The 21,051-nt window shown below is 45.7% G+C and carries 16 protein-coding genes and 2 pseudogenes; 11 read left to right on the top strand and 7 right to left on the bottom strand.

Features of this window, described 5'->3' with window-relative positions; all coding sequences use genetic code 11:
- Positions 1 to 8: 8 nt before the first annotated feature.
- Complete coding sequence (locus tag FKQ60_RS13830; RefSeq protein WP_170904259.1) at positions 9 to 3,767, bottom strand: translocation/assembly module TamB domain-containing protein; 3,759 nt, start codon at positions 3,765 to 3,767, stop codon at positions 9 to 11.
- On the bottom strand, positions 3,764 to 5,482 hold the full coding sequence (locus FKQ60_RS13825; protein WP_170904260.1) for an autotransporter assembly complex family protein: 1,719 nt from the start codon (positions 5,480 to 5,482) through the stop codon (positions 3,764 to 3,766). The genes FKQ60_RS13830 and FKQ60_RS13825 overlap by 4 nt, the downstream gene beginning before the upstream one ends.
- A gap of 295 nt (positions 5,483 to 5,777) precedes the next feature.
- Between FKQ60_RS13825 and msrA the strand changes: the two genes are divergently transcribed.
- The 9 genes from msrA to FKQ60_RS13780 all read left to right on the top strand — a co-directional run bounded on the left by msrA (position 5,778) and on the right by FKQ60_RS13780 (position 12,533).
- A complete protein-coding gene (gene msrA, locus FKQ60_RS13820; protein ID WP_154170045.1) occupies positions 5,778 to 6,401 on the top strand; it encodes a peptide-methionine (S)-S-oxide reductase MsrA in 624 nt (207 codons plus the stop codon).
- A 95-nt stretch (positions 6,402 to 6,496) separates the two neighbouring features.
- Positions 6,497 to 7,174: a hypothetical protein gene (locus tag FKQ60_RS13815; RefSeq protein WP_154170043.1), complete on the top strand. Its 678-nt coding sequence runs from the start codon at positions 6,497 to 6,499 to the stop codon at positions 7,172 to 7,174.
- Positions 7,171 to 7,728 (top strand): YtfJ family protein, encoded by a 558-nt coding sequence (locus tag FKQ60_RS13810; RefSeq protein WP_170904261.1) that lies wholly within the window; start codon positions 7,171 to 7,173, stop codon positions 7,726 to 7,728. The genes FKQ60_RS13815 and FKQ60_RS13810 overlap by 4 nt, the downstream gene beginning before the upstream one ends.
- A 66-nt stretch (positions 7,729 to 7,794) precedes the next feature.
- Positions 7,795 to 8,088 carry a DUF2607 family protein gene (locus FKQ60_RS13805; RefSeq protein ID WP_233268182.1) on the top strand — a complete coding sequence of 98 codons (294 nt, stop codon included), beginning with the start codon at positions 7,795 to 7,797 and terminating at the stop codon, positions 8,086 to 8,088.
- Between the two features lie 59 nt (positions 8,089 to 8,147).
- Entirely contained in the window at positions 8,148 to 8,762 is a 615-nt protein-coding gene (locus FKQ60_RS13800) for a DUF2796 domain-containing protein (RefSeq protein ID WP_170904262.1), read from the top strand.
- 80 nt (positions 8,763 to 8,842) lie between these two features.
- Positions 8,843 to 9,559, top strand: coding sequence for an ABC transporter ATP-binding protein (locus tag FKQ60_RS13795; RefSeq protein WP_158144650.1), 717 nt, complete (start codon positions 8,843 to 8,845; stop codon positions 9,557 to 9,559).
- Entirely contained in the window at positions 9,556 to 10,815 is a 1,260-nt protein-coding gene (locus FKQ60_RS13790; RefSeq protein WP_154170034.1) for an FtsX-like permease family protein, read from the top strand. Before FKQ60_RS13795 ends, FKQ60_RS13790 begins: the two co-directional genes overlap by 4 nt.
- A gap of 13 nt (positions 10,816 to 10,828) precedes the next feature.
- Positions 10,829 to 11,329, top strand: a complete 501-nt coding sequence (locus FKQ60_RS13785; RefSeq protein ID WP_158144649.1) for a DUF3299 domain-containing protein — start codon at positions 10,829 to 10,831, stop codon at positions 11,327 to 11,329.
- A 307-nt stretch (positions 11,330 to 11,636) separates the two neighbouring features.
- Entirely contained in the window at positions 11,637 to 12,533 is an 897-nt protein-coding gene (locus tag FKQ60_RS13780; protein ID WP_154170030.1) for a TIGR03899 family protein, read from the top strand.
- 70 nt (positions 12,534 to 12,603) lie between these two features.
- On the opposite strand, the gene cysC is transcribed toward FKQ60_RS13780, so the two are convergent.
- The 4 genes and pseudogenes from cysC to cobA form a co-directional block, all read right to left on the bottom strand.
- Positions 12,604 to 13,221: an adenylyl-sulfate kinase gene (gene cysC, locus FKQ60_RS13775; RefSeq protein WP_154170028.1), complete on the bottom strand. Its 618-nt coding sequence runs from the start codon at positions 13,219 to 13,221 to the stop codon at positions 12,604 to 12,606.
- Positions 13,221 to 14,654, bottom strand: a complete 1,434-nt coding sequence (cysN, locus tag FKQ60_RS13770) for a sulfate adenylyltransferase subunit CysN (RefSeq protein WP_154170026.1) — start codon at positions 14,652 to 14,654, stop codon at positions 13,221 to 13,223. Before cysN ends, cysC begins: the two co-directional genes overlap by 1 nt.
- Before the next feature lie 17 nt (positions 14,655 to 14,671).
- A pseudogene (gene cysD, locus FKQ60_RS13765) lies at positions 14,672 to 15,583 on the bottom strand (sulfate adenylyltransferase subunit CysD); the annotation flags it as partial.
- A 66-nt stretch (positions 15,584 to 15,649) separates the two neighbouring features.
- Positions 15,650 to 16,435 (bottom strand): annotated as a pseudogene (gene cobA / locus FKQ60_RS13760) (uroporphyrinogen-III C-methyltransferase); the annotation flags it as partial.
- A 351-nt stretch (positions 16,436 to 16,786) separates the two neighbouring features.
- On the opposite strand from cobA, the gene cpdB reads away from it, so the two are divergent.
- Positions 16,787 to 18,748 (top strand): 2',3'-cyclic-nucleotide 2'-phosphodiesterase, encoded by a 1,962-nt coding sequence (cpdB, locus tag FKQ60_RS13755; protein ID WP_170904263.1) that lies wholly within the window; start codon positions 16,787 to 16,789, stop codon positions 18,746 to 18,748.
- Positions 18,749 to 18,985: 237 nt separating this feature from the next.
- Positions 18,986 to 19,561 (top strand): Crp/Fnr family transcriptional regulator, encoded by a 576-nt coding sequence (locus tag FKQ60_RS13750; protein ID WP_040903982.1) that lies wholly within the window; start codon positions 18,986 to 18,988, stop codon positions 19,559 to 19,561.
- Positions 19,562 to 19,594: 33 nt separating this feature from the next.
- Here the strand turns inward: FKQ60_RS13750 and dbpA are convergent, their stop codons facing one another.
- Positions 19,595 to 20,980, bottom strand: coding sequence for an ATP-dependent RNA helicase DbpA (dbpA, locus tag FKQ60_RS13745; RefSeq protein WP_158144645.1), 1,386 nt, complete (start codon positions 20,978 to 20,980; stop codon positions 19,595 to 19,597).
- Positions 20,981 to 21,051 lie beyond the last annotated feature (71 nt).

Here is a 21,051-nt window from a genome sequence, read left to right as displayed (position 1 = left end):
AACCCTCCTTAGTTAAATTCAAAGCGATAGAGCAAATCAATCGCACTATCGACTCCAGAGACCGCTTCCAAATAGAGGTCCCTCATTAAACGATAACGAATGGTAAATTGACCGACAGAGTTGAAAATTCCCACCCCATATTTAACTTGTAAACCAGGTAAAATATAGCCACTCACAGTAATTTGTGCATCATCCCCCGAACCGGCAGTATCCAATTGCAGATCTTGTACGCCAAACTCCTCGCCAATTCGACCCACCACTTTACCGCTTTGCGCTAAGCTTAGCCCAATCAGCGTCATGGTCATCGCATTACCGCCAGCTTCACCATCAATATCTTGTCCACGTAATAAATAAGATAAAGCATTCGCTTGTGGCATCGCTGGCTCAGAGAAAATGGTGATCATCGGCTCATCAGCGGACCCTGTTACTTGGATACCGGCAATCACACCATCTTGAGTATTATTTGGATTACGAATCGCTTTAATCGACACAAAAGGCTGATCGACTGGGCCATTCATTAAAATTTTACCTTCTTGGATCTGTAAATCCTGACCAAACGATCGATACTGACCCTGCAAAATATTAACTTCACCAATCACCAATGGCCCACGATCGCGCTGCGTGACATTCAATCGGCCTCGTAGCCCGCCTTCTAAGCCAAAAGCACTCAGACGAACATCGTCACCAATTACGATCTCAACATCCGTTTCAATGCGCAGTGGTAAACGGCTCTGCTCACTTAAAGGCTGTAAATCTTTACTCAGTATGACTTGATCTTTAGACACTTCGATGGCGCTCGGAGGTAGCTCTTCGACCGTAATCCGTCCCCAAGGAAGATGGATAGAACCGGTGACTTGTGCCACATCTGGTTGCATGGTTAAGGTTAAATCAGGGATCACCTTCATTTTTACAATCGGTGGCATATCCACCAACAGCGAATCGGCAAACACTCGACTGTTCACTCGCCACTCAGCCATGTTGTGCCAATCAGCATCACCAGTGACATTCAGTAAGCCCTCGGGCGTACCAATTTGTGCATGCAGCGCCGCTTGGTAACCAGAAAAGTCTAGCGTAACTTGGCCCGAATCCATATCAACCGGAGAGATATCACCTTTGAGCTGCAACCCCGTCAACTCAATATTACCCAGCACTTGAGGATGAAGCATGGCCCCTTGCAAACTTAAATCAGCCGTTATCGTCGCATCCGCTTGACTAAACTCACCGACTAATGGCTGTAGAAAATCAAGATGAAAGGGGGTCAGTTTTAGTCCGGCCTGCCACTGTTTTTCTTCTGCAGTGACATCGGGGATCTGTACATGACCAGAAAACTGACCATTATTTGTCACTTGCAACGACCAGTCCGCTTGTAAGGAATTATTGGCTAATTCAGCATTAAGCTGCATCGCATCCCATCCCAAAATAATCGGTTGTGACAAATTTTGCTCCACTTCGCCGGCTGGTAAGGTAACGGAAAGCTTAACTTGTGGTGCCGCCTGTGCTGACCACTGAGCCGATAACTGACCATTCAGTTCCCCCTTTATCTGGGTTTCTGATGGCAGTAATCCTTGAATTTGACTGAATTGGAAATGGTTGATAGCGAGTTGAACTGCACCGCTATCCCCTACACTGGCGCTTTCTTCAAGACACAGAGAGGCATCCGCTTGTAACCAACAGTGCGGCGCTATCATCGCACGAGCTTGGTCGAGGTCAACATTGATATCCGTAGCATGACTCAACTGCCATGGCCCTTGTATGGACTCGATATTCATACGCTCAAGCTGGCCATCCCAACGCCAAGCGGTCGACTCGGTAAGCCGTCCTGATATCGCCAGTTGGCTAGACACAAGGGGAGATTTAACCTCTAACGTCAAATGATGTTGCTCTTGCTGACCATTCAACGACAATAGCAGTGATTCTATGTTCTGCTCTTGGTAACGGACATCCGTCATCGAGAGATGTAAATCTGCTTGTGGTAAGGGCAGCGGTGTTAACTGGCCAACTAACGATAATTCGCGAATCGTTGCCTCGTTTAACCAAGCCAGCTGATCTGCGCGCAAATCCAGCTGAATATCTGGCTCTGTCAGTTGCCCACGTAGCGTTACGTGACCTGCTACTTGCCCCGATAGATCCGGCACTGTTTTCGCTAAATCTTTTAACGATAAAGCCACATCCATTTGCCACTGTTGGTCTAATTGACCTTTGGCGGTCAAGAGATTCGGTCCGTGCGCGAACGTTAACCCAGAGGTAGAGATGCGATACTCCCCTTGACCTCGCGGATCGGCGGCGTTGAGTTGCCCTTTAATATCCAACGGATAGCCACGAAAATCACCATTAATAGCCAGTAATGGCAGGCCAATCTCAAAGCCGCCTTGCTCGGTCAACTTGCCAGAAGTGATTAACTGGCCGCTGATCATCCCTGGTGCTTCAGGCCATTGCAAACCGGGATTAATCTGCTTAACGTTGAGCTTGGCTTGCCAATCAATGTTTGGTTGCCAGTTGGCTTGCAGTTCGCCCTCAATCTCACCATTTAGGGTCTTCAAAAGCAGTGAATGCAAGGCTATCTGGGTCAATGAACCCTGTCCTTGAACTGCCAAGCTCATCTCAGGGAGATCCAGTCCTGCTAGTGTTGCTTCGATGGCTAGCTGATAATCATTGAGCTTCCCCTTTGCGTTAAGCAAAGGGGCTTGCACAACATAATCGCCTTCACCGACCAGCGGCCACTGGGCTTTTAGCTGCTGCACCTTGATATCAAAAGGCATATCGGGTTGTAGCGGTTTTAATTTCGCTTGCAACTGGGCCTGTGCCAGTCCGGCAAGTTGCGCCTCCAAAGCGAGATCGGCCATACTGCCTGAGGCCTTTAATTGTAAAGTTTGTCCCTTCGCTTCTGGTAACTTCAGCAATGACTGAAAAGTGAGATTCAGAGGATAATCACCTCGCAAAGTCGCCCGCCCCGTTAGAGAGGCGTCCAGCTCTGGCATATCAAGGGTTATGTTTTTTACGTCAATTTGAGACTGAAAGGCTTGAGCTTGTAGCACCAAGTGATTAATGGCGATCGGTGATGCTTGCTCGAGGAGAAAATCGCGCAATTCAAAGCGACTCAGCTCGATTCGCAATGGAATAATAACCTCAGGTAAGCTTATCGGCAGCGCATCGGATGAAGAAGCGCTCGTCGCAGCCGACGGCTCCGTCTGTTCTTCAGCCAATGCAATGCGTACGCCTCGCCATAACGTGCGATCAATCGTTAATCGATCGCCTTGTAGTGAGCCACTGGTCGTAAAGTGCTGCCAGTCAATCTGATTACCAAGCAGATTAAGCTGAATATTATTCAAGGTTAATCGGCCCAATTTGATTGGCACGGGTGTAGAAATCGCGGTCACTGGAACTGATGCCACCTCTGCCGACTCATTCGTTGAATCGGCAATAGATTCAAAATTAAACTGCAATCCCGAGACAATCACCTCATTAATACAGATCATCGGTTCGAGTAAGCAGTTCGCATTTACCGCGAGCGTTAACTGCTCAAGCTGCAGATCAATAGCGGATGATGGCTCTTGATATTCAATGCCATAAAGAGTGAAACGGGGGAAAATAGCCCCTTGGGTCGATTGAACCGAGAAATCGGGTAACGCTTTTTGAGCACCCCAGACTAAGACATTTAAGCCACTGTTGGTAAAAAATAACCCAGCAAACAACAGCAACAAAAGCGTGACAATGCCAGCCAAGCTTGCGGATAACCAACCGGTCCATTTCATCGCTCGCTTAATCATAATTCAGGCCCTAACGTAAAATGCAGTTTGAATCGATCGCCGGGTTCAGAATCTAATCCCCATGCAAAATCAAGTCGCAGCGGCCCCACGGGTGAAACCCAACGCAAACCAAATCCGGTCCCTGTTTTCCAATCAGGGGTGTCATTAAAGGCGTCACCATAATCGACAAACAGCGCAGCCCACCAATTACCACCAATTCGATATTGATATTCTAATGAGCTGGTGGCCATGTATTTAGCCCCCGTTAACGAGCCACTGGCATCCCGCGGCGAAATAGATTGATAACCATAACCACGTAGGTTGTTGTCTCCACCTGCAAAAAAACGCAGCGAAGGGGAGAGCTTATCGAACTCGTCGGCAAAGTTGGCACTACCGTCAATTCTGAATAGACCACGATGACGCTCACCTAAGCTTCTGACCCAAGAGCTACCAGCTTGGACTCGAGTGGCTCGCGTTTCCGAAATTACTGAGGGATCGGCGTATTCTAAGGTGATGGTTTGCTTATCGCCCCAAGTTAATAACGAGCGATTCAGCCTTGTACGAGTACGGGTATAAGTAATGCCTGGCATTAAAAATTGCGCTCCATCATCTTGTAAACCCTGCTCATAACTTTCAATTAGATAGCGCAAAAACACCGTTCGATGCCAGCCACTATCGAGCAACCAATGACGCTCTAGCACGAGATTAGATTCAAGACTTTCAGTATCTCGATTATCGACATGCTTCATCCCATATTGGATACGGTAATACTGCCGAAGTACATCTTCGAGAGGAATTTTATACCCTGCGGTAATACTCTGTTCAGGACCCGATATCGATAGACTACTATCAAAACTGTGGCCATATTCATTTAACCACGGCTTCTTCCATTTTAATGAGCCTCTTACGCCAACATCGGTTGAATAACCAATACCCGTTTCTAGTTGATTACGCGCTTTGGGCGCTAAAGCAACCACCATAGGTAATTCACGCTGATCAGGATTTAACTGTTCCAAATCGGGTTTGACGAATACCGATGAAAACCAATCCGTATTGGCTAGGTTAAGGTTAAATTGACCAACTTGTGAGACTAAATAAGGATCGCCTTGTTTAAACGGTTGCAGTGAACGAACACGAACCTCTTCAATTTGACTCCCAGAGATCGACGTGGCGCCAAAATGATAGCGAATGCCACTGTCAAAGTGTAAACGAACAAATGCTTGATGCCGATCGGGAACCACTTCCAAACGACTTAACTGAAAATCGCCATCGAAATACCCCTTTTGGAGCGCTAAGTTACGCAAGGAGGATTTAAGGCTATCGTATTGGCTATGATTCAGTGTCTCACCAACCTTTAAGCCACTACGTTCAATCACGCGAGCAAAATCCGCATCTTGCTGCGCTTCTCCCTCAATCACGATCTCAACCACCGCCAAACGTACCACTTCTCCGGGAGAAACATGCACCGTCATCGCTCGATCCGGTTCCGTGACTTCAAAAACAAACGTCGGGTGATAATAACCTAGCGCATTTAATGCAGCGGTTATCCTTTGTTCTAGACGCGACTGAAAACGTAACTGGGTCGAGTAATCGCTGGTCGATATTGAGGACAGATAGGCATCGACGTTATCTTTTAGATCGCCGCTTAATCCTCGAATGGTTAAATCGACTTTCGCCAACACAGTGCAGGAGAAGAATAACGTCGCGAATAGTACATAGAATTGGAGTGATCTCATGTTAAATAGTGGTTAAGCGCCTTACCGCAATTCAGGTTAATAGACTTTAAATCATACCGACTATAGGATAAGAAGTCTGTAGGATAATCGCTCACGCGCCAATAGATTACACGCAGATGTGGCGATAAAGCGATCTCGGCACGTAAGACGAACAACGAACGTCATCACATCATCAATGCTGATATTCCAGAACAATACTCTGGATCAATCGCATCCGATGTTGAATAAAAATTGTATCAGTGAGACACAGAATTTCACTCAACGTTCCATTGACTATGACTAATAAGGAATTGCTATGCTCAACAAATCTTCGCTTATTTCAGCGGATCAAGCCTTACCAGGCCGTGCTACTCCCATCGAGTTTGAAGACAAACATTTTATCCATCATACCCCCCTAAGCAGCAAACCTAGCGCGGGACAAGAGCAATTACTGATTGGAATGGGCTGTTTTTGGGGAGCGGAACGTTTATTTTGGCGTTTAGACGGTGTCGTTTCTACTTCTGTCGGCTATGCTGGCGGCTTTACTCCAAACCCAACCTATCAAGAAGTTTGTACGGGTAAAACTGGCCATGCGGAAGTCGTCCGAGTGATCTACGATCCTAAGGTGTTACCCTTGAGAACACTGTTGCAAGCCTTCTGGGAAAATCACGATCCAACCCAAGGTATGCGCCAAGGCAATGATTTAGGAACTCAATATCGTTCTGTGATCTACACTTACACCGATGAACAGCAAACGCTAGCAGAGCAAAGCCGCGCAGAATATCAAGCTTTGCTAAACGAACACCATAAAACGGAGATCACCACCGAAATTACTCCTGCTGGCGCTTATTATTTTGCGGAAAGTTCTCACCAGCAATACCTCGCTAAAAACCCGCAAGGATATTGTGGCCTTGGTGGCACAGGGGTGTGCTTTTTGTGAGTAATAATCGAGCTCACTAATATAACGCTCGCTTCAGCAATATCAACGAAGCGAGCTGATTAATGGCTCATTAAATGATGAAAGAGCATTCTGTTATGATCAATTATTTAAGAACGAGCGTTATTTTTACTCTTTGCTATAGCCTCCCAATTTGCGCTATTGAGCTCAATCTGGGTCTACAGTTAACCACCAACAACATTGATGTGCGCGACGAATCCGATCAAAACATTGCACAAATGAATAATAAGCTCGCTCTTTCTCCAACGGTCTCTCTCTTATCAAAAGGCTATTATCTTTCAGAGCAAAGCTCGTTGGGCGTACAATTTCAACTGGATGGCAATCTCGTCAAAGTTAATCGACAAACGCTTCATCAAAACAATCAGCTAACCAATCTTGATACCAAAATATCTGGCTATGCGCTGTATGCGATGCCATTATTTTTTTACCATTTTAATCGCCACCAGCCAGAGAAATGGCAAGTAAAAACGGGGATTGGTATTGGGCTAGGTTATCTTAATCTGAGTGGTAATTATCAAATTACTCAGCCCCTACATCCCGAGTTTGGCGAGACAAAAAACATCAAACTTAGTGAGTTTGGTCAGGCGGTCGGGGTTTATTTAGAGATCAAAAAAGGCAAACATGCGTTCTTGCTCTATAATTTTAGTCCCTACGTCAATAACAGTAATTACCAATTTCAAGAACACAATGCGGTCCTTGCATACCGATACACCATCAACTTAAACCACTTATTTACTAAAACGGACTTACCATGATAAAAAAAATACTACTCACTCTATTGATCGCCACTCATAGTCTCGTTGCGTCAGCACACAATCTAGTACTCGGTCAGCCACTCCCAGCCGTCGACGTCGCAAAATATGGCGAAGTGATATTGGAGGGTAAAGACACTCAGTTTGTACCATGGAGTAGCACTCAACTCCCAGGTAAGGTTCGAGTGATTCAAGCTATTGCTGGTCGAAGCGCCGCCAAGGAAATGAACGCCCCTCTCATGGCCGCACTCACCGCAGCAGAGTTTCCTCGTGATGCATACCAAACTACAACGATCATTAATCAAAATGATGCGGTATGGGGAACGGGCTCGTTTGTAAAATCATCGGCTCAAAGCAGCAAAACCGATTTCCCTTGGTCGTCGATTGTCCTTGACCAAGCGGGTATCGTGGCACAAAGTTGGCAGTTACAAAACCGCTCATCAGCGATCATCGTGCTCGATAAACAGGGTATCGTGCAATTTGTCCAAGAAGGAGCTTTAAATGACGATGCTATTCAAAACGTACTATCGCTCATTCAACAACAGCTAGAAAAATAACCTTAAGGCTTGCCAGACAAGAAGATTGTTATACTATAACAATCTTCTTGTTGTATTGGGTATAAGATGATGGTCAAACCACAGCCTTTACGTCTATCGACCAACACTGTCAGTATACTGGCCGTATTGTTGGTGCTGTGGCTCAATATCGCCGTGATAAATCATCAATTAGACATTCATCCAACTCAACATACCGATCATCATTGCCAACTGTTTTCCGTAATGAAACACGGCCTTGAGCATGCCACTCTGATCATCCCTATTTGGCCAGCACAGGGTTTTATACCAGCCATCGTTAGCCCATTTTGTTTGGTACTCGACTACATTACTTATGTAGCACGTTCACCACCAAAACGTTGAACCGTTCAATACATTAACCAACACAATATTTACTATCCCTATGTTATGGAATCAACACTATGCTAACTAAACCTTTGCTTGCCTTAAGTATTTCTGCCGTATTATCAACCGCCGCGTTTGCCCATCAAGAATTTCGTCAACACGATGCTCATGTTCATGGACAAGTTGAGCTTAACATCGCTCAAGATGGCACGGATTTGCTGATTGAGATCACTGCTCCGGGCGCAGATGTGGTGGGTTTTGAGCACGCACCACACAACGAAACCCAAGTTCAAGCACTTAATCGCGCATTAGATATCTTAGGACAAGCAGAATCACTGTTTACCTTAAGCTCGGCAGCGAAATGTCAATTGGAAGAAACCCATGTTAGCCACACCCTAAGTGGCGACAAAGATAACCATGATCATAGCGATCATGCTCATCATGATCACGGACATGATCATAAGCATGACCATGACCATGACCATCATAAGCATCACGATCACAAGCATCAACACGGTGAATTTACTGCGCAATATCACTATCAATGTGAAAATGTTGGCGCGCTCACTCAGATCAACACAGAATGGTTCGCCTTATTCCCAAGCACGGAAAAAATGCTGGTCAATTTACTCACCGAGCGTACACAAACTGCCGTTGAGCTGACCAAGCAACAAACTCGTCTGTCACTGTAAATGCATCAACCGATGTAAGCGTTCACGCCCCAATCGGGTAAGCCTGGCTTACCCGATTTTCCATCAAATAAGGATAAGTGATGAACAGCCAACCGCTGCCAAGCGCCACTCCCGTAATTGACCTTATCGATGTACAATTTCAGTGGCCAAATAATCCTCAACCGACCCTCCATATTGATGCTTTGAGCGTGCTTGCCAAGCAACATCTGTTTGTAAAGGGGCCAAGTGGTTGTGGTAAATCGACCTTACTAAGCTTACTGACCGGAATTAATACCGCCACTCAAGGCCATGTCCACTTACTCGGTCATGACTTAGCTAAACTCAAATCTCGCCAACGAGATAAATTTCGCGCTGACAATATTGGTTATATTTTCCAACAATTTAACTTATTACCTTACTTATCAGTGATTGATAACGTCATCCTACCCTGTCAATTTTCAGCTCATCGCCGCGCGAACGTCTCTGGAGATATTCGCGAGCGAGCCAAACAGTTACTCGCTCAACTGAAGCTCAGTGACACACTGCTTAATAAGCCGGTGACGGAATTAAGTATCGGTCAACAACAACGCGTCGCCGCGGCAAGGGCATTGATTGGCGATCCGCCACTACTGATTGCCGATGAGCCCACTTCCGCACTCGATTACGATAACCGCAGTGCCTTTATCGAACTGTTATTAGATGAAGCCAATCGTGTCGGCACAACCCTGGTTTTTGTTAGCCACGATCCAACTTTAGAGAAACTGTTTGAACGAAGTGTGTACTTACCTACTATTAATCAAGCACGAGGTGTTGCATGAGCGTAGTCACCAAGTTAGCGTGGAAAAGCTTACTGAATCGCAAAACTACCGCTTTATTAACCATTCTTACCGTAGCGATTTCCGTCATTTTATTAATGGGCGTTGAGCGCATTCGCACCCAAGCAAAGAGCAGTTTTGCTAATACCATTTCAGGTACCGATCTGATTGTCGGAGGGCGTTCAGGACAAGTGAATCTTCTGCTTTATTCGGTATTTCGGATTGGCAATGCGACCAATAATATTGATTGGAAAAGCTATCAAGAATTTAGCCAGCATCGCGCCGTAAAATGGGCTATCCCGATTTCACTGGGCGATTCGCACCGTGGTTTTCGTGTCATGGGCACCAACCATAACTACTTTGAACACTTTCGCTATGGAAGTAAGCAACCACTTACTTTTTCTCAAGGCAGAGAGTTTTCCGGCTTATTTGAGACTGTACTCGGTGCCGACGTCGCCAAACAACTCGGTTATCACTTAGGCAGTGAGATCATTATCGCTCATGGCATCAGCGATGTCGGCTTCAGTCGGCACGATAATCTGCCTTTTACTGTCGTCGGTATTTTAGCGCCAACCGGCACGCCGGTAGATAAAACCGTCCACGTCTCTCTTGAAGCCATTGAAGCTATCCATGTTGGCTGGGAGTCTGGGGCTAATTTAGGCAATACCCCGAGCAAAGAAGAGTTAAAGCAGCGTGAATTTGAACCGCAGCAAATCACGGCGATGCTACTCGGTTTGCATTCAAAAATTCAGACCTTTGCGCTACAAAGACAAATTAACCAATACCGAGCGGAACCATTAAGTGCCATTCTACCCGGTGTAGCACTGCATGAACTGTGGGGAATGATGTCCGTTGCAGAGCAAGCGTTAATGACGGTGTCGGTTTTTGTCGTTATTGCCGGGTTACTCGGCATGCTAAGTAGCTTACTGACTAGCCTGCAAGAACGTCGTCGCGAAATGTCGATTTTACGTGCGATGGGGGCACAACCAAAACACATTTTTGCCTTACTGATCAGCGAAGCGAGTGTTTTAACCTTATTAGGCATTGTCACCGGTTTAATCGGCTTATATCTTGTTCTTGCGGTCGCTTCCCCTATCGTCGCGAGTCAATATGGTATTCAACTGCAACTCCAGGCCCTGACTCATTATGAGTGGCAACTGCTGGGCTATGTGCAAGTGGCTGGCACCATGATAGGCTTTATTCCTGCACTGCGTGCTTACCGTCAATCACTCAGTGATGGTATGACGATACGACTCTAGGAGAAACAATAAGATGTATAAATGGTTACTGAGCTTATTGGTGCCACTACTTACGGCGATAAGCTTTAACGTCTACGCCAATGGTGAACCGCTGCAATTAGACTGGATTGATCTCATTCCAGAAAATGAGCGCAACCAATTTAACGCGATGGGCATGCCAATGATCGATCACAACCTCGATCTACCCGCCCAACAAATCAAAGTGGGCAGTGTACGCAGTGAGCTCAATGGCAGTCAGGTAAAAATCCCAGGTTTTGTCATTCCTCTTGAGGGAGACGAAAACTCCATCACCGAGTTTTTACTGGTTCCCTATTTTGGGGCCTGTATTCATGTCCCCCCACCGCCACCGAATCAGATCATTTACGTCAAGTACCCTCAAGGGGCTCCGATTCAACAGTTATGGGATGTGGTGTATGTGATAGGAACATTGAAAACCGAAGTGGTTAGTGCTGAGCTGGCGGAAACCGCCTATCTGATTGAAGGAACCGCGATCGAAGATTACGATGACATGTAACCATTTGTTAAATAATTGCTAACTCAAAGACCACCTTACTCGTTACATCATGTATTTGGCTAAATAACTTAATAACCCCAAATAGATCAAAAACAGTAAAGTGGTCGATATATGCTTAAACCAGCGATTTTCTTTATCGTACTTCATTGCGTCAGTGTGCCCCCACAGTTGTTGATAACAATTTTAACAAGTTATTATCATTTATGATAGCGCAAATTTGTGCGCTATCACCAAGAGTTTCACTGGTTACCTTAGCCAATCCACGGTACATTTTAGAGTATGATTCAATGGTAAAATTTGGTAACCCATGGCTGAGCTGAAATCCTCGGTTGTGATTGAGCATCCAACCACAACCCATTCCAATACAGAGAAAAAATCCAGTTATCTAAAAGATAGCGCGAGTCGTATCTCATCGATTGCTCAGCAACATGGGTTAGATGCCTTATTACTGGATGAGAAGCCGCAAAAAACGCCGTTAGATAGAGCGTTAAAACGTGAGCGAGAGAGAAAAGAGCAGCGACAAAAAAATCTGGAGCAAATCGTACGTCTTGCACATCTCTCGTGTCATAACGAAACGGCGGGAGACCCTGACCAAGACTGGCTATACCGTTTCTTCGATATGGCGCAAGATATTCATAACTCATCAATGCAGCGTCTGTGGGCGCAAGTTCTGAAACGTGAAGTGACCAACCCAGGGTTTACTTCAATGAAAGCACTGAGTATTTTGCAAAACATGACTCCCAAAGAAGCGCAAATTTTACAACGTGCCGCCGGTTTGAGTTGCAGTTTCGGCAGCGATCCGAGTTTAAAATTACTGTTTGGTCTTAAAGTACAAAACAGTATTTTTAGTTTAGGCAAACGCAATATCACCTCAACATTAAATATTGGTAGTCACCAATTACCTTATTCCAGCTTACTGGTATTAATCGAACTTGGCTTACTGCATGCCACAGAATTAGAATCGGGGGCAATTGAATTTGATCCGCCGCTAACGCTAAGCTACCAAGGTAAACAGCTCACATTAAACGTCACTGCCAAAGGGGTGCACTTGCTGTACTATCGCTTCACTCCTACCGGCAATGAACTCTGCCGACTATTAGGCAATAAACCCAATAGTGGTTACTATGATCAACTGATCGCTCTGTTAGGACAAAAATTTATTGTCCATAGTGACGCCAGCAGTACCATTCATCACACGGTATAAATCGCACACATAAAAAAAGCCACTCATCAGGATGAATGGCTTTCACGATCAAAGGGTGAGTGGTATCGCTTTAACCAATAATCCCTCGTTGCTGTAACGCCACAATGCAGCGCTCAACCAATGCCTCGACCGGCTCTTCACCAGCGGGCAAATCAATCTCTGCCTCCAGCGGCGCTTCATACACCGAATCAATCCCAGTAAACTGAGTCAGTTCACCCGCTCGTGCTTTCTTATACAACCCTTTTGGATCACGCTGCTCACACACCGCTAAGTGAGTATTCACAAACACTTCCAAAAATTCACCTTCAGGCATTAATGCTCGAACTCGTTGCCTTTCAGCACGATGCGGTGAGATAAAAGCCGTTAACACAATCAATCCTGCATCGGCCATTAACTTGGCAAGCTCACCGATGCGGCGAATGTTCTCCCGGCGATCTTGCTCTGAAAAACCTAAATCTGCGCACAATCCGTGACGCACATTATCGCCATCCAATAAATAGGTATGGTAACCAAGCTCAGCAAGGCGTTGTTCTAGAGCTCCCGCAATGGTTGACTTTCCAGCTCCAGATAGCCCAGTGAACCACAATACCGCTGGGCGCTGTTGTTTCAATCGTGCTCGATGGGCTTTATCAACATGATGCTCATGCCAAACGATCGTCGGTTCAGTGACATTATCGATAGTGTGCATTATTGCCCCTTGAACTGGCTGAGATCTTTCGCATCCCAATGAGGGAAATGTTTTCGGACCAACGCATTAAATTCTAACTCAAAAGCCGACAATCCCGTTGCAGTTGGTAAATCTACGGCTTGCAGCGACTCGCGAATCAAACCCGCTCCGACCGTGACGTTAGTCAAACGATCAATAATAATAAAACCGCCAGTATCCGCACAATCTTGATAGTTATCCACCGCCAGTTGATGGGTAAAGCGCCATTGACAACGGGCAATACCATTCAGTGGTAGCTGTTCAGTATTGAAGGTGCTTAGCTGATTAATATCGTATTGATGCTCAATGTTGGTCACTCGACCCAGAGTTTTCTTACCTGCGATTTTAATGTCGTATTCACGATCAAGTTGTAGTGGCTGCTCTGTCATCCATACCACATCCGCGACGAGTTGCGAGGTTAGCGAAACATCAGCATCGGCCAACACTAACAGATCACCACGACTGATATCGATCTCATCTTGTAACGTCAAGGTGACCGCTTGTCCAGCATTGGCATGGCTTAAGTCTCCGTCAAAAGTAACAATCCGCGTAATCGCAGAGGTTTTTCCAGACGGTAACACTTTGACCTTATCACCAACATGAATTGTGCCCGCGGCAACCGTACCAGCAAAACCACGAAAATCTAAATGGGGACGATTGACATACTGAACGGGAAAACGAAAATCTGCGTTGAGACTCGGTGGCTTAATCTGCACGTTTTCTAGTCGCTCGAGCAGTGATTCACCTTGATACCAAGACATAAATTGGCTTTTCTCGACGACATTGTCACCTTCTAGCGCAGAGATAGGAATCAACTGAATAGCAATATCTTGGGCAAGATGCTTTGAAAAATCAGCGTATTGCTGAGCAATTTCTTCAAATCGCGCTTGGGAATAATCCACTAAATCCATCTTATTGATCGCGACGATAAAGTGTTTGATCCCCAATAAATGGGCAATAAACGAATGTCGGCGGGTTTGATCTAATACCCCTTTACGAGCATCAATCAAGATAATCGCTAAGTCGCAGGTCGACGCCCCGGTAGCCATATTACGCGTATACTGTTCATGCCCTGGGGTATCGGCAATGATAAATTTGCGTTTTTGAGTGGAAAAATAGCGATAAGCGACGTCGATAGTGATTCCTTGCTCACGCTCGGCTTGTAAGCCATCGACCAATAGCGCAAGATCGGGCCGCTCTCCGGTGGTTCCCACGCGCTGACTGTCCGAATGAACCGCGGCGAGCTGATCTTCATAGATCTGCTTAGAATCATGCAACAGACGACCAATTAACGTACTTTTTCCATCATCAACCGAGCCGCAGGTTAGAAAGCGTAATAATGATTTATGTTGATGTTGGCTGAGGTATCCTTCAATACCCAGCTCAGCAAGTTGAGCATGCACTGCACTGTTCATTTTCTTTCCTCAAATCCTTAGAAGTAACCCTGGCGTTTTTTCAGTTCCATCGATCCAGACTGATCGTGATCGATCGCCCGCCCCTGTCGCTCACTGGACGTTGCCACCAACATCTCTTCAATAATCCCGGTCAACGTATCGGCTTCAGATTCTACGGCTCCGGTTAGGGGATAGCAGCCGAGGGTTCTGAACCGAACTCGCTTGTATTGAACCTCTTCACCCGGTTGCAATGGCATCCGCTGATCATCGACCATAATTAACATGCCATTTCGTTCAACTACCGGGCGGACATCAGCAAGATACAGCGGCACAATATCGATGTTTTCTAGATAGATGTATTGCCAAATATCCAATTCCGTCCAGTTCGATAAAGGGAATACGCGAATACTTTCCCCTTTATTAATTTGCCCGTTATAGGTTTTCCATAGCTCTGGACGTTGGTTTTTCGGATCCCAAGTGTGGTTTTGATCTCGAAACGAATACACTCGCTCTTTAGCTCGGGATTTTTCTTCATCACGACGAGCACCACCAAAAGCGGCATCAAACCCATAATGGTTCAGCGCTTGTTTAAGCCCCTGAGTTTTCATGATGTCGGTGTGTTTCGAGGAGCCATGCACAAAAGGATTAATCCCCATCGCCAATCCTTCTGGGTTTTTATGTACCAAAAGCTCAAAGCCATACTTTTCAGCTGCCGCATCACGAAACTCGATCATCTCGCGAAATTTCCAATCCGTATCCACATGCAGTAAAGGAAAAGGAATTTTTCCCGGATAAAATGCTTTGCGAGCCAGATGCAACATCACGGAGGAGTCTTTACCTATCGAGTACATCATCACTGGGTTCGCAAATTCTGCTGCCACCTCGCGAAGAATATGAATACTCTCCGCCTCAAGCTGCTGTAAATGGGTTAAACGTTGTGGATCCATTCTGTCGGTTTCCTTTTCGCTGCCTCGTCATTGTCTCGAACAAGAAAATGGCAAGAGTAAAATAATCAATTAGGCATAGTGGTAGTGAGTGGGACGCTCAGTTTGCTCTCCAAACCAAGCCAATTTATCGGCTAACGCGACCACCTCACCAATCACAATTAAGGCCGGTGATTGCGCTTGAGTCGCTAATTGGGGTAAATCTTGCAAAACGCCTCGAAAGACTTTTTGGGCTTGTTGAGTACCGCGCTCGATGATCGCAATCGGCGTCGAGGCTTGACGTCCATGTAGGAGGAGTTGTTGCGTGATCATCGTGGCATTCATCAATCCCATATAGATGACTAAGGTTTGATGACCGCGCGCTAAGGTCGGCCACTCCATCTCATCAATGGTGTCATTTTTTAAGTGTCCGGTAATAAATAAAGCCGATTGTGCATAATCACGGTGGGTTAATGGAATACCAGCGTACGCGGTCGCTCCTGCTGCTGCAGTAATACCAGGGATCACTTGAAATGCGATGCCAGCATCCGCCAACACTTCCAACTCTTCACCACCACGACCAAACATAAAAGGATCACCGCCTTTGATCCTCACCACGCGATGACCCAATTGGGCAAAATCGACCAGCAGTTGATTGGTTTTTTCTTGTGGAACACTATGATGACCAGCCCGTTTCCCCACACAAACTAAAATGGTTGTGCTGGGGATCAGCGCCATAATGTCCTCTGAGACCAAATAGTCATAGAGCACAACATCCGCTTGTTGTAGATAATTGAGCGCTTTGACCGTCAGCAGTTCAGGATCGCCAGGACCGGCACCAATCAACGCCACTTCGCCGGCGCGCAATTGACTACGAGACAGGCGAGTATAAGGGCTCGATGTTGCCCCTCCATCCAATGCCACCAGCGTTGCCTGTTTGACCTTTGTGGTCGTAACGTGTTGAAAACCCGCCATCGTTGTCATCCTTAACTCAAATTGATGACGTCATTATGAGCGGTGGATGTTATTACTCGAAATTCTAAAATTTCATTTTTTATACTAAAAGCTGATAAGCAGTCACTCACCTGACTTTTAAGCGGTAAAAGACCCGGAATAACTCACACTTTGTGATGTTCAGTCCGACACATTGCATCACAATTTGTTACATTTGCAGCCATTGCCAATGAGGTAACTCAAACCGTACCCCAGATAATCAACAGGAAATTACCTATGCCATCAGTACATCACTCTTTATCCATCGCCGTGTTAACGGGTCTTTTAAGCATGGCAGGACCAGCAATGGCGGAAACACTCCAACTCAGGATTATTGAAACTACTGATATTCATACCAATTTAATGGATTATGATTACTACAAAGATATGCCATCCAAACAATTAGGGTTGGCTCGTGCGGCAAGCTTAGTCAAGCAAGCTCAGCAAGAAGTGACCAACTCGGTACTGGTCGATAACGGTGATTTACTGCAAGGTAGCCCTATGGGTGACTATATGGCGGCAAAAGGCATCACTCCAGGCGAGATTCACCCGGCTTATAAAGCAATGAATCAACTCGGCTACGATGTGGGCAATATTGGTAACCACGAGTTTAATTACGGTTTAGATTTTCTCCAGCAGGCGATCAAGGGAGCGGACTTTCCTTACATTAATGCCAATGTGTTTGATCAACACACTGGCAAGCACTATTTCCAACCCTATTTGATTAAAACCCATACTTTTACTGATCAAAGTGGTCAATCTCAAACCGTGAAGGTGGGTTACATTGGCTTTGTCCCTCCGCAGATCATGGTCTGGGATAAGAAAAATCTTGAAGGCAAAGTGTTTGCTAAAGACATTAAGCAAACCGCAGAAACGCTCATTCCACAAATGAAACAGCAAGGCGCCGAGGTGATCATCGCGATTCCTCATTCAGGGATCTCGACCGATCCTTATCAAGCTGGGGCGGAAAACTCGGTTTATTATCTCACCCAAGTCAAAGGTATTGATGCAATCGCCTTTGGACACTCACACGCGGTATTCCCAAGTGCAGACTATGCCAACTTACCAGGTGCTGATATTAATCAAGGTACTATCAATGGCATTCCTGCTGTGATGCCCGGTCGTTGGGGTAGCCATGTCGGCGTGATGGATTTAACCTTAAAAAATGAACATGGCCAATGGCAAGTGGTCAATGGACGTGCAGAAGCACGGCCAATTTTCGATCGTAAAACGCAACAAGCACTGGTGTCGGCAGATAAGAATATCGTCAAAGCCTTAGCTAATGACCATCAAGCAACACGAGAGTTTGTCAATCAACCCATCGGTAAAGCCGATGATGTGATGTACAGCTTTTTAGCTCTAGTGCAAGATGACCCAACCATACAAATCGTCAACTTAGCCCAAAAAGATTATATCGAGCGCTTTATTCAAGGCGATGCTAATCTGGCTGGATTACCCGTTTTATCAGCAGCTGCCCCTTTTAAAGTCGGGGGTCGCAAAGATGATCCTAATGGCTTCACTGAAGTCGAAGCTGGACAACTGACCTTCCGTAACGCGGCGGATCTTTATCTCTACCCTAACACACTGGTGGCGCTGAAAATGACCGGTAAAGAGGTCAAAGAGTGGTTAGAGTGCAGTGCTGGTCAATTTAATCAGATTGACCCACACAGTGCAGAGCCACAAAGTCTGATTAATTGGCAGGGTTTCCGTACTTATAATTTTGATGTCATCGATGGGGTCAATTATCAAATTGATATCACTCAACCGGCAAAATACGACGGTGATTGTAAGCTAATCAATAAAGAGGCTGAGCGTATTGTCGGTTTAACTTATCAAGGTCAACCGCTGGATCTTAAGCAAACCTTTTTGGTTGCTACCAATAACTATCGCGCCTACAGTAATAAATTTGCTGGTACGGGCAGTGAGTTTGTTGCCTTTGATTCACCGGATGAAAACCGCACCGTGGTAGCAAGCTATATTTCGCGCATCAGCGCAGAAAAAGGCCACGTTACCCCTAGTGCTGATAACAATTGGTCATTTGCGCCTATCAAAACCAATGCTCGCTTAGATGTGCGTTTTGAAACCTCGCCTAGCGACAAGGCGGCACAATTTATTGAGGCCAAAGGCCAGTACCCCATGCAAAAAGTCGCTCGCGATCCACTCGGCTTTGCTATTTACCGGATTGATCTCACCCAATAAGTTTTTTATCGCTTACCCATGAACCGAATAATGAGGTTCATGGGTTTTGATGATGTTAACTGACCTTCAAGTTCGTCTCGTCTCACCACACAACATGACATTGCCAGTCGACGCTAAATAAAGCTATCTCTATCAGTATCAATAACGATGTCATTGAGCGAACGAAGCTAACCAATACCGCTACAATTTCAGGTAATATGGCGATATCAATTTCTTATTTCAATTGGACAGCCTGATATGTATGTTGAGTTTGAACAACAACTCTCAAGTGATGGATTTGAACCACATGAGATCAATCAATTAATTTCATGCAGCCAACCACTTGAACTACCGACGCGACATATTTTAATTCACCAAGGCGACATCCCCCAACAGATCTATTTCGTGTTAGAGGGCGTGTGTCATGCTTGCTATCTAACCGAGCAAGGTAAGTCGTTCAGTAAAGAATTTTATTGGGCTCAAGACTGGGTAATTGGTTTTGAAAGTCTCATCAAGCATCAAGCTTCTCCCTATTTATTAGAAACGTTAACCCCGGTGCGTTTAATTGAATTGCCGATCCACATCTTACATTCTTGGCGCGCAACTCGTCACTCTCTCTACCTCAAACTACTGGAAACTCAGTTGATGCATAAAGAAAATAAAGAACGCTTTATGCTGCTTTATAGCCCCGAAGAACGTTATCAACTTTTTAATGACCATTTTTCAGCCCTTAAAAAACAGTTGACCAATGGTCAGATTGCCGCCTACTTAGGGATCACTCCCATCAGCTTAAGTCGAATTAAAGCCCGCATAAACGCAAAAGCCAGCGATTAAACGCTGGCCTTGTCGCAACACCGCAGGGCGGCTTTATTTCAATAAACGAGCGCGAAATTGGCGGCCTTTCATTTTCCCGGTTTCCATTTTCTGCAACGCTCGTTTAGCCACCGACTTATGCACGGCAACATAAGCGCGCATCGGCAAAACATTAATCTTACCGACGAACTGGCCATCGATCCCATCATCACTGGTTAAAGCGCCTAAAATATCACCTGGACGAACTTTTTGTTTTTTACCACCATCGATCTGGATCGTCACCATATTCGCTTGATAAGGCGCGGCATTCTGTCCACTCATGTCTGGCAATTGAGCTGGCTCAATCGGCATATCCATGTATTCATCAATCATCGCCACGCGATGCATCTCATTGTCGCTAAAGAAACTGATCGCTAATCCTTGACTACCAGCGCGCCCCGTACGACCAATACGATGCACATGCACTTCAGGATCGCGGGACAACTCAAAGTTAAACACGGCATCTAAGTTATCGACATCCAGTCCACGAGCGGCCACATCGGTAGCGACCAAAATCGAGATACTTTTATTGGCAAACTGCACCAAGGCTTGGTCACGATCGCGCTGCTCTAAATCACCGTGTAGCTCAATCACACTGAACCCTTTATGCTTTAACTGCTCGGCAACATGAGTGACTTCCTTTTTGGTATTACAAAATACCACCGCTGATTCTGGTTGATGATGCAATAACAACTGGGCTAACGCTTTATCTCGCGCCTCCGCACCTTCAAGTTTATAAAAGTATTGTTTAATTGTGGTTGAGCTATGGGTAGATTCAACTTTAACCATTTCCGGATTACGCATGATCCGCTCAGCCACCTGCTTGATTTGTGCAGGAAAAGTGGCACTGAATAGTAAGGTTTGTCTGACTGTTGGCGCTTGAGCAATAATCGCATCTAATGCATCTTGAAAGCCCATCTCCAACATTCGATCTGCTTCATCGAGTACTAAAGTGTTCAGCTCGGAAAGATCAATCCGTCCTTTTTCAAGATGATCCAAAATACGTCCTGGTGTGCCAACCAGAATATGCGCGCCATGCTCTAATGAACCGATTTGCGGCCCCATCGGCATACCACCGCACAAGGTGAGAATTTTAATATTATGGATAGCGCGACCTAACGTACGGATTTCAGTCGCCACTTGATCGGCTAACTCACGAGTAGGACAGAGCACTAGCGCTTGCACGCGAAAGCGTTTGACATCAAGATTGGATAAAACGCCTAATCCAAAAGCGGCCGTTTTCCCTGAGCCTGTCTTTCCTTGGCCGATAACGTCCCTGCCCGCTAAAATGGTCGGTAAACTTAATGCCTGAATGGGAGTCATTTGGGTGTATCCCAACGTCTCAAGGTTAGAAAGTAGTTCAGGTTTTAGTGGTACGGTCGAAAATGCACAATTACTCAAGGGGCGTCCTTTGGTTAGACGAAATTAAACGTCTATTATCGTTATTTAACCTCGTGTGGCTAGTGAATCTT

Origin of the sequence: Vibrio sp. A11 (genome assembly GCF_013048705.1) — a bacterium.
Lineage (GTDB): Bacteria > Pseudomonadota > Gammaproteobacteria > Enterobacterales > Vibrionaceae > Vibrio > Vibrio metschnikovii.
The sequence above is the reverse complement of the archived record's forward strand: the minus strand, read 5'-3'. Positions and strand labels throughout refer to the sequence as shown.

Excerpts from the sequence above, each read along its gene's own strand:
- FKQ60_RS13785 (WP_158144649.1), top strand. The coding sequence starts at position 10,829 with ATGTATAAATGGTTACTGAGCTTATTGGTGCCACTACTTACGGCGATA.
- FKQ60_RS13795 (WP_158144650.1), top strand. The coding sequence starts at position 8,843 with ATGAACAGCCAACCGCTGCCAAGCGCCACTCCCGTAATTGACCTTATC.
- cysN (WP_154170026.1), bottom strand. The coding sequence starts at position 14,654 with ATGAACAGTGCAGTGCATGCTCAACTTGCTGAGCTGGGTATTGAAGGA.
- FKQ60_RS13800 (WP_170904262.1), top strand. The coding sequence starts at position 8,148 with ATGCTAACTAAACCTTTGCTTGCCTTAAGTATTTCTGCCGTATTATCA.
- FKQ60_RS13810 (WP_170904261.1), top strand. The coding sequence starts at position 7,171 with ATGATAAAAAAAATACTACTCACTCTATTGATCGCCACTCATAGTCTC.
- msrA (WP_154170045.1), top strand. The coding sequence starts at position 5,778 with ATGCTCAACAAATCTTCGCTTATTTCAGCGGATCAAGCCTTACCAGGC.
- FKQ60_RS13830 (WP_170904259.1), bottom strand. The coding sequence starts at position 3,767 with ATGATTAAGCGAGCGATGAAATGGACCGGTTGGTTATCCGCAAGCTTG.
- FKQ60_RS13750 (WP_040903982.1), top strand. The coding sequence starts at position 18,986 with ATGTATGTTGAGTTTGAACAACAACTCTCAAGTGATGGATTTGAACCA.
- FKQ60_RS13780 (WP_154170030.1), top strand. The coding sequence starts at position 11,637 with ATGGCTGAGCTGAAATCCTCGGTTGTGATTGAGCATCCAACCACAACC.
- FKQ60_RS13815 (WP_154170043.1), top strand. The coding sequence starts at position 6,497 with ATGATCAATTATTTAAGAACGAGCGTTATTTTTACTCTTTGCTATAGC.
- FKQ60_RS13825 (WP_170904260.1), bottom strand. The coding sequence starts at position 5,482 with ATGAGATCACTCCAATTCTATGTACTATTCGCGACGTTATTCTTCTCC.
- cysC (WP_154170028.1), bottom strand. The coding sequence starts at position 13,221 with ATGCACACTATCGATAATGTCACTGAACCGACGATCGTTTGGCATGAG.
- FKQ60_RS13805 (WP_233268182.1), top strand. The coding sequence starts at position 7,795 with ATGATGGTCAAACCACAGCCTTTACGTCTATCGACCAACACTGTCAGT.
- FKQ60_RS13790 (WP_154170034.1), top strand. The coding sequence starts at position 9,556 with ATGAGCGTAGTCACCAAGTTAGCGTGGAAAAGCTTACTGAATCGCAAA.
- cpdB (WP_170904263.1), top strand. The coding sequence starts at position 16,787 with ATGCCATCAGTACATCACTCTTTATCCATCGCCGTGTTAACGGGTCTT.